This is a genomic window from Nonomuraea sp. JJY05, from assembly GCF_043496855.1.
Taxonomy (GTDB): domain Bacteria; phylum Actinomycetota; class Actinomycetes; order Streptosporangiales; family Streptosporangiaceae; genus Nonomuraea.
This window is the reverse complement of sequence record NZ_JBIEIS010000103.1, coordinates 1-8,210: the sequence shown is the minus strand read 5'-3', so window position 1 is coordinate 8,210 and position 8,210 is coordinate 1. Positions and strand designations below refer to the sequence as shown.

Annotated in this window: 4 protein-coding genes; 1 reads left to right on the top strand and 3 read right to left on the bottom strand. The window is 73.2% G+C overall.

Features of this window, described 5'->3' with window-relative positions; translation table 11 throughout:
* Together ACFKCF_RS61295 and ACFKCF_RS61290 are read right to left on the bottom strand one after the other, a co-directional pair.
* On the bottom strand, window positions 1-3,597 hold a 3,597-nt coding region (locus tag ACFKCF_RS61295; protein ID WP_394506702.1), incomplete at its 3' end, for a glycoside hydrolase family 38 C-terminal domain-containing protein.
* A gap of 162 nt (window positions 3,598-3,759) precedes the next feature.
* Entirely contained in the window at window positions 3,760-5,046 is a 1,287-nt protein-coding gene (locus ACFKCF_RS61290) for a PP2C family protein-serine/threonine phosphatase (protein WP_394506700.1), read from the bottom strand.
* Between the two features lie 232 nt (window positions 5,047-5,278).
* Here ACFKCF_RS61290 and ACFKCF_RS61285 point away from each other — a divergent pair, with 232 nt between their 5' ends.
* Window positions 5,279-5,932, top strand: coding sequence for a class I SAM-dependent methyltransferase (locus ACFKCF_RS61285; RefSeq protein ID WP_394506698.1), 654 nt, complete (start codon window positions 5,279-5,281; stop codon window positions 5,930-5,932).
* 14 nt (window positions 5,933-5,946) lie between these two features.
* Here ACFKCF_RS61285 and ACFKCF_RS61280 read toward each other — a convergent pair whose 3' ends face one another.
* The gene (locus ACFKCF_RS61280) at window positions 5,947-8,001 is read right to left on the bottom strand and encodes a BTAD domain-containing putative transcriptional regulator (protein ID WP_394506696.1); all 2,055 of its coding nucleotides are present in this window, start codon (window positions 7,999-8,001) and stop codon (window positions 5,947-5,949) included.
* Window positions 8,002-8,210 lie beyond the last annotated feature (209 nt).

Below are 8,210 nucleotides of genomic sequence, written 5' to 3'. Positions count from 1 at the left end.
CCCTGCGAGCGTCGACCCTGCGAGCGTCGACCCTGCGAGCGTCGACCCTGCGAGCGTCGACCCTGCGAGCGTCGACCCTGCGAGCGTCGACCCTGCGAGCGTCGACCCTGCGAGCGTCGTCCCTGCGAGCGTCGTCCCTGCGAGCGTCGTCCCTGCGAGCGTCGTCCCTGCGAGCGTCGCCGCCTCGGGGGTTGCCGCCTCAAGCACCGTGGCGACTTCGACGTCGGTCAGGCCGCCATGCAGGCGTACGCGCGCCACCGCGGGGGACCCGGCCGACTCGTAGAGCCGCACGGTGACACCGGCGGCCGGGTCGATGTCGCCGGACAGCCCCGCCGCCATCGGGTTTCCGCGCGGCTTCAACGCGGTCAGCACGACGCTGGACGGCTCGACCCCGCCGAGGCTCGTCCGGGCGGCCAGCGGACCCGGCGAGGCGGCCACCTGACGTGCGAGCACCGCGTGGTTGACCTCCTGCCCGGCCTGCACGAATCCGGCGGCGCGCCAGTCACCGGCCCCGGCCACCAGGCTGTACTCGAAGGTGTGCGTCCAGTGCTGAAGGGAGAAGCTGCTGCCGTCGGGGACCGTCCTGGCTGGGCCGTCGATCCAGACGCCGCTCGGCCACGCCCCGCAGGAGCGCATCAGCGAGACGTAGCAGGTGCCGTCGGACTCGGCCACGAAACCGGGCGTGCCGCGGTTGACCACGGCGGCCGAGTAGTCGTCGACCGGCTCCGCGGTGCCGGGCAGTCCGGCTGGAACGGGCACGTCGATCACCGAGCCGGCGAGGCCGTCGATGACATCGTCGACGGCGGACAAGGCCACGATGAGCACGGGCAGATCCCGTACGCCGCGCAGGTCGGCGCCCGGAACCCAGGACTCGCGCCGGGTGCGGCCGGCGGGCACGAACACGCGCCCGTGCCGTGCCAGTGCCTCCCGGCAGCCCTCCGGCGCGGCGCCGAGGACCTGCCCGGCGAAGGCGTTCGCGTTCGCGTCGCCGAGCACGATCCGTACGTCGGGCAGGTTGGAGTCGCCGTCGAGCGCGCCGTAGCGCGGGCCGTCCGGCCGGGTGAGCGTGGCGGTGACGCCGCAGGCGACCAGCCGGTCGAGCAGGCGGCGGACGCGGTCCCCGTCTCCGGACGCCACCACCTCGGCGACCCCGATCGCGTGGTTCTCGCGGCGGCCGTCCGCGAGCGACAGGGCGATCCGCGCCGTGGCTGACAGGCCCGCCCAGGTGTGCGCGGGGTTGTCCAGCGTGTACAGGTGCTCCCCCGCGTCGGAGTTCGGGAAGCCGAACGACCGGCCGATCGCGGCGAAGCCGACCTCGCTGACCGGCAGCGCGCCGGGCAGGTCGAGGTCGAACCGCGCCCTCAGCAGGTGGTCGCGGCCGATCGAGCCGTCCACGTGGGTGCGGAAGTCGATCCGGCCGATGCCGTCCCACAGGGTCGTCTCCTGGGTGACCCGCAGGTCGGCGAGGCGGGTGACGGCCACGATCCGGCGACCGACCGGAGACCTCCGTACGTGTACGGTCGTGGCCTGTTCGCGGGTTCCGACGCCGGGGCCCTTCGGCAGCAGGTGCCACGGGCCCTCGTGCCAGACCGGATGCGTCTCGTACTCGTCCTGCAGGTAGAGCTCGCCACCGAGGCCGCCGGGCCGCAGCAGTTCCCGGCCGGTACGCCGGTCGAGGACGCGGCTGAGCGCGCCGCCTCGGGCGGCGTCGGCTTCGATCAGGAAGGTCTCGTTCTCGATCGCGGCGGGTCCGGGCTCCTCGGCCCAGCCGGCGGGCAGATCGGGCGCGGGGGCCAGGTGGTAGACGCGGAAGCCCAGCGACGGCACGTCACGGGCGACGAACGTCAGGCTCAGCTCCGCCACGGTGCCGTCCGGGTGGCGCAGCACCCCCTCGGCCGCCGCCGGGACGGGCTCGCCCCGGTCGTCGCGCAACTCCGCGCCGGTCGTTCCCGGTTCGGGGAACGCGACCCGCACGGTCGTGACGCCGTCGCGGTTCCAGGACAGCGTGTTGACGGCGAGGATCGCCCGGCCCGCGCCCCCGGTGCCGGCGTGGTCGGTGCCGGCGTGGTCGGTGCCGGGATAGGCGGTGTCGGGATAGGCGGTGTCGGCATGGGCGGCGAGGCTCGCGATGGCGCCGTCCCGGGCCGCCGCGCCCAGCTCGTACGCCTCCCGCCAGCCCGCGAGCAGGTCCAGGTACACCTGGTCGGACTCGGTGCCGGTGATCGCGTCGTGGTGGGCGCCGTACGCCAGCAGCCGCCACGCCTTGTCCAGCGCCTCGCTGGGATAGCGCTCGCCCAGCAGCGCGGCCAGGGTGGCGAGCCGCTCGGCGTCGAGCACGGCGACCTCGGCGGCCCGCTGCGCCTGCTTGGTGTCGATGTACGAGACGTCCTTGCCGGTGTAGACCGGGTTCATGTCCCGGGTCTGCGGGGTGATCCCGCGCCTCGGGGCGGCGGCGCGTACCGCTGCGAAGAACTCGCGGGGCAGGCCGACCCTGAACCGGGGCCAGACGTAGCGGGCGGCCCAGGCGCGGTGCACCTCGGTGCACCAGCGCGACGGCAGGTTGTGGTCGTGCCCGACGGGCAGCAGCACATGGGGCGTGGCCGCGACCTTCTTCAGCTCGCTGAACTGGTTGTACGCCTCAGCCATCGCCTCTTCGAGCGTCGCCTTGCGCTCCACGTCCCAGCCGGCGACGTAGTGGTTGGACATGTAGCTGGTGAGCAGCCCGCGCCCGGACGGCGAGACCCACTCGAACTCGCTGGGGAACTGCATGCGGGTGATGTCGCCGGTGTGCCGCCTGGCTCCGACCATGTGGAACGGACCCCGCGCCCACGACGCGGAGTCCAGCCCCGCGTCGGCCATCAGCCCGGGGAACGCCGGGTCGTGGCCGAAGACGTCGAGCATCCAGGCGGTACGCGGGTCGCCGCCGAGCACGTCCCGCTGATAGCCGATGCCGTAGACCGCGTTGCGGATGGTCGACTCGGGGTGCGTCAAGTTGGTGTTGGGCTCGTTGTAGGTTCCGCCGACGAGTTCGACCCGCTCCTCGGCCAGGAAGCGCCGCAGTTGCTCCCGCTCCTCCGGGAAGACGTCCCAGAACGGTTTGAGGTAGTCGATCTCGGCCAGGACGAACTTGTAGTCGTCGTCGTGCCTGGCCGCGTCCAGGTGCGCGCGTACCAGGTCGAAGGCGGTACGGACGAACGGCGGCCGCAGCTTGCCGACCCACGGCAGGTCGGGTAGCTGGTGCCACACCTCGGTGAACCCGGCCTGGGTGTTCCACCAGACCGGGTCGTAGTGGAAGTGCGAGACCATCCACATCGTCCAGCCGGTGGCCGCCGCCTCGACGCTCCCGTCGAGAGTACGGCGCTCGCCCGCGCCTTCCGCGACGGCGGTGACCCGGTGGACGGAGCCCTCCGGCGCGGGCGCGGCGATGAGCACCCCCACCTCGACCTCTCCGTCACCGGTGACCGTCACGGGCTCGGGCGTGGTGACGGCAGGACCCTCCACCCACACCCGTACCGGCCCCGGCACCTCGGTCAGGGTCACCCGGACGACCTGGCGTGGCGCGGACGCGGAGCCCACGAACAGATCAGTGCCACTCAACGACGCGATTCGCATCTTCACTCCAGATCTCTGACCCGGGTGGCGTCCGTGTCGTGGATCCCGGGCACGGGAAAGCGCTTTCGCGGATCCTATAGAGCTCCGGTTCGACTCTGCTACCCGCTATGCCCCGATTCGTCCGTTAAGCCGCTCGCCCGACGGGTCTTACAGACGGGTGACCAGCAGGGCGACATCGTCGCCGGCGCCGCTGCTGATTCCCAGGCGGCTCAGGGCGACGTCGGCGAGGCAGTCGGGGGTCAGCCGGCTGCATCGGGCGAGCGCGCCGGTCAGACGCGCCAGGCCGACATCGATGTCCTCCCCACGGCGCTCCACGAGACCGTCGGTGTACAGGACGAGGGTGTCTCCGGCGGTGTAGGGGAGATCGGTCTGGGGGCGGGTGACGTGGTCGGCGCGGGTGCCCAGTGGAGGATCGGTGGCCTGGTCCAGCAGCGCGTAGGAGCCGTCCGAGTGGAGCAGCACCGGCGGCAGATGCCCGGCGCTGCTGTAGGTGATGCGGCAGCCCGCGGTATCGATCACGGCCTGGACCGCCGTGGTGGCCAGCGCGCCCTCAAGGGAACGGGCGTACAGACCGAGCACCTCCAGCGCCGGGCCCGGCTCCTTGACCGCGCGGATGGCCGCGCTGAGCGCGCTGCGAAGCATTCCCATGACCGTTGCGGCCTCCAGACCCTGGCCCACGACGTCGCCGACCGCGACGGCGAAACAGCCGTCCGGCAGATCGACGACGTCATACCAGTCGCCGCAGACGTTCAGCGTTCCGACAGCGGGCAGGTAGCGCACCGCGATATCGGGGTGGAGGTCCAGGTCCGGGGAGTGGAGCATGGCCTCCTGCAGGGCGAGCGCGACCCGGCGTTCACGGGCGTGAGCGCGGCGCAGCTCCTCGTTCAGCCGCTGCAACTCCTGCGCCCGCGCGTAGAGCTCGGCCTCCATCAGCTCCTCCCGCCCCGCTGAAGGGCGGACGGCGGGTTGCTGAGAAGAGCAGGAGTGGACGAACTCGGTCACGTCTTCCACCCGGTGGAGGATCCACGACACCGTCCCGTTCGCCGCCAGAACAGGGGTGTTGATCGGGGACCACCAGCGCTCCTCGAACGCTCCGGGGCGGTCGGCGACAGGGATGTCGTACTTCTGCAACACCATCGTGTCCGGTTCCCGATAGGCCAGTACGCGGTGCAGCGAGGCGCGCAAGTTCTTCACCCCCTCGGCACCGGGGTCGTGAGGGTTGTCAGGGAAAGCGTCGAAGATGTACCGGCCGATCAGATCCTCGGCGGTACGGCCGGTCGCGCGCTGGTAGGCACGGTTCGCGTCGACGATCATCAGGTCCGGATCCAGGACCAGGCACGGGCTCGACGTGGCGGCGAACAGCGCCGCGTAATCGATCTGCGGCGTGCCCGGCCTGCGTGCGCCCTGCCTGTGCGGGCTGATTGTCCTGCCCACACCATCTACTTTACGAGGTGTTGTGCCTGTTCACCGCAAAGGGGTCGGCTACGGTCCGTGCCGATCGACTACTTCCTGCAGCATCGTTGAGACCGACGCGCTCCACCGGATCGGCGCATCCAGCACCTCCCTTGATCAGGGCCCTCGCACGCCCGTAGCGGCCCAGGAGCGCGCGGGTGATCGTCACCGAGCATGACATCGACGGTGTGAATGATCGCTAAGGTTGGTCGCCATGGCGCTGCTGTCCCACCTCGACCGTTTCAACAGGCGGCACCCGTGGAGCCACAACGATCACTACGGCGGCTGGGTCGCGGGGCAGGTGGCCGCGTCCGGGGCCTGCCATGTCCTTGACGTCGGGTGTGGCACGGGCAACCTCACCGCCCTGCTCCGCCGCCGCGCCGCCACCGTCACCGGGCTCGAACCCGACCCTGCGACCGCCCGCGTGGCGGCGGAGCGCTTCGCCGGTGATCCCGTGGTCACCATCGTCCAGACCGACTTCGCCGGGCGCGATCCGCGGCGGCGGTGGGACGCCGTCACCCTGGTCGCCGTCCTGCACCATCTCCCGCTCGTGCCCACGTTGCGGGAGCTGCGCGGCTGCCTCGCCCCCGGCGGGCGCCTGGTGGTCGTCGGCTGCTACCGCGAGGCCGGTCCCGCCGATCTGCTCGCCGCCCTGCCGGCCATGGTCGCCAACCCGATCATGGGTCTGATCAAGCATCCTGCCCGCGCTGACGTGCCGCCTCTGCATATGACGGCGCCCACCGCCGAGGCGCGGGAGACCCTGGCCGACATCAGGGCCGCGGCCGCGCAGGAGCTGCCCGGCGCCCGGATCCGGCGTCGTCTGTTCTGGCGGTACACCCTGGTCTACGACGCCCCCGCCGGGGCCTGAGGTCTGGCGAGTCCTCAGCTGAGAAGATCGAGGTGCTGGGAGACCGGGCCCAGGGTGAGCAGGCCGCTGCCCGCTCCGGCCAGCTCCGCCGCCGCGGGTACGAGCGCGGTGCGGGCGCGCGCCATCGTCTGCCTGTCGCCGACGGCCGCGGCGGCCCGCGCGACCAGGCACCACATGGCTTCCAAGAGCAGGTCGCGCGGCGGGTCGGGCACGTCACGCAGCTTCGCCGCAGCGTCGCGGCGGTGTCCGAGCCTGATCAGGACCAGCGGGCGTGTCCACGGCTCGTAGGGGCCGAAGCCGGTGCCGTCGCCGGCCGATGCGGATGAACTGTGGCGCACGTGCAGGCACAGAAGGGCGAGCGGCAGGAGACCGTGCTCCAGGCCGGGCATGCCCGCGCCGTCCAGCCGGGCGGCGGCGGATCGGTAGGCCGCCTCGACCTCCTGCGGCGGGGCCTGGCCGGTCGCGTCGAGGCGCAGCGCCCGATACCACCGGGTGAACACGCCCACCAGCGGCAGCTCGTGCCGCGCGGCCAGATGATCGGCGGCGGCCGCGTGGGCGTCGGCTCCGGCGAAGTCCGCGAGCGCGCTGCGGGCCTGGAGGCGGATGAGATGGCCGAGAACCTCATAGGTGACCAGGCCGTGCCGGGCCGAGAGCGCGATCAGCTCGGCCCCGATGGCGTCCCGGTGAGGTGCCAGGCCCGTACGGTGGAACGTCTGCATGAAGACGCCGTTGAGCGCGAATGCCAGCAGGCCCGGGTCGTCCAGGCGGCGGGCGAGCAACTCTGCCTCCCGGGCGGCGGCGGGGCCGCGTGCCGTGTTCGTACCGCGTGACTCCAGCGCGATGGTGGCCAGGAGGCGGGCTCGTACCGCGTCACGCGCCCCCGGGGTAGCGGCCATGCCCGATGGAGGGGCGGTGGCAGTATCCGGTGAGACGGTGGTTGCGGTGCTTGGGGTCATTGGGGTGGTTGGGGTGATCCCGGTCCTCGGGGGTAGGGCGGCGAGGGTGCGTTCGGCGGCTGCGATCACGTGGCCTGCCTGGTCGGGGTCGTCGAGGCGGGTCCAGATCGCGGGTACGTCGTAGGCGCCGATGACGCGGGCCGTCAGCTCCACGTCCCCCAGTTCCTCGGCCGCGGCGATGGCCGCCACCCGGTGCCGGCGGGCTGCCAGCAAGCCGCCGCCACCCGTCACGGCGAGATCGCGCATCAGCCCCACGGTCGACTCCAGCCGGGCGCGCGCACCCGATGGCACGCTGCGGTCGTAGGCGGCGGCAGCTCGCGCCCACACCGTGTCCGCCGGCTCCTGGCGGCCGGGGTCGAGGTGCGGCGCGTGGTGGAGGATGTCCGCCTCCAGGCGGCTCAGCCCGGGGCCGGGGTCCACGCCCAGGTGCTCGACCAGCAGCTCCCGCGCCCGGCGCAGCACCGCGAGCGCGTCTGCCTGGCGGCCGGTACGGTACAGCGCCAGGGCCAGCAGCCGCCAGCCCTCCTCCCGCCAGGGATGTTCGGCGACGTGAGCGTCCAGATCGGGGACCGCCTCCCCGGCCAGCCCCAGGGCCAGGCGGGCCTCGGCCTGGCGTTCGACGGCGTGCAGCCGCAGCTCCGTGAGCCGGGAGCGTTCGGCACGGGCCCAGGGTTCGTCGGAGAAGTCGGCGTAGGCGGGCCCGCGCCACCATCCCAGCGCCTCCTCGACCCGGGGGAGCACGTCCTCGGGCGGCCCGGCCGCGGTCACCGCCCGTTCGAAGCGCCAGGCGTCCACCGCGTCCGGCTCGGCGCGCAAGGCGTACCCCGGACCCTCGGTGACCAGCAGCCGGGCCGGGGACCTGGGCGGGCGCTGCGGCTCCAGCGCCCGGCGCAGCGCCGCCACGAACGTGCGCAGCGCGCCCACCGCGTCCGGTGGCGGGTCCTCCCACAGGTCCGTCACCAGGTGGGCGACCGGGACGACGCGCCGCCGGGCGACGACGAGCCGGGCCAGCACCGCGCGATGGCGCGGCCCCCTCAAGGAGATCGCGTCCCCCGCGCCGTCCCAGGCCGTCACCGGCCCCAGCACGCCGAACGTCACCCGCACGTCGCCCATCGCCTCCTTCTCCTGGTCATATCGACCGACCCGTGGGCCGCCGCTGGGCGTCCCGCACCGGCGGGCCGACCCTTGCCGTCTCCGTGTCGAGGGGGCAGGGCTCGCGCCGCGTCGGCCCGGCCGCTCCAGGCGCGTGGCCCGGCGACCGGCCTCGTGTGTCGCGTCGCAGGCCGGGCGTCCGACGGCGGGCCGTCCCCCGGCGACGGCCG

Coding starts and splice junctions, on each gene's coding strand:
- ACFKCF_RS61285 (WP_394506698.1), top strand. CDS start 5,279: ATGGCGCTGCTGTCCCACCTCGACCGTTTCAACAGGCGGCACCCGTGG.
- ACFKCF_RS61280 (WP_394506696.1), bottom strand. CDS start 8,001: ATGGGCGACGTGCGGGTGACGTTCGGCGTGCTGGGGCCGGTGACGGCC.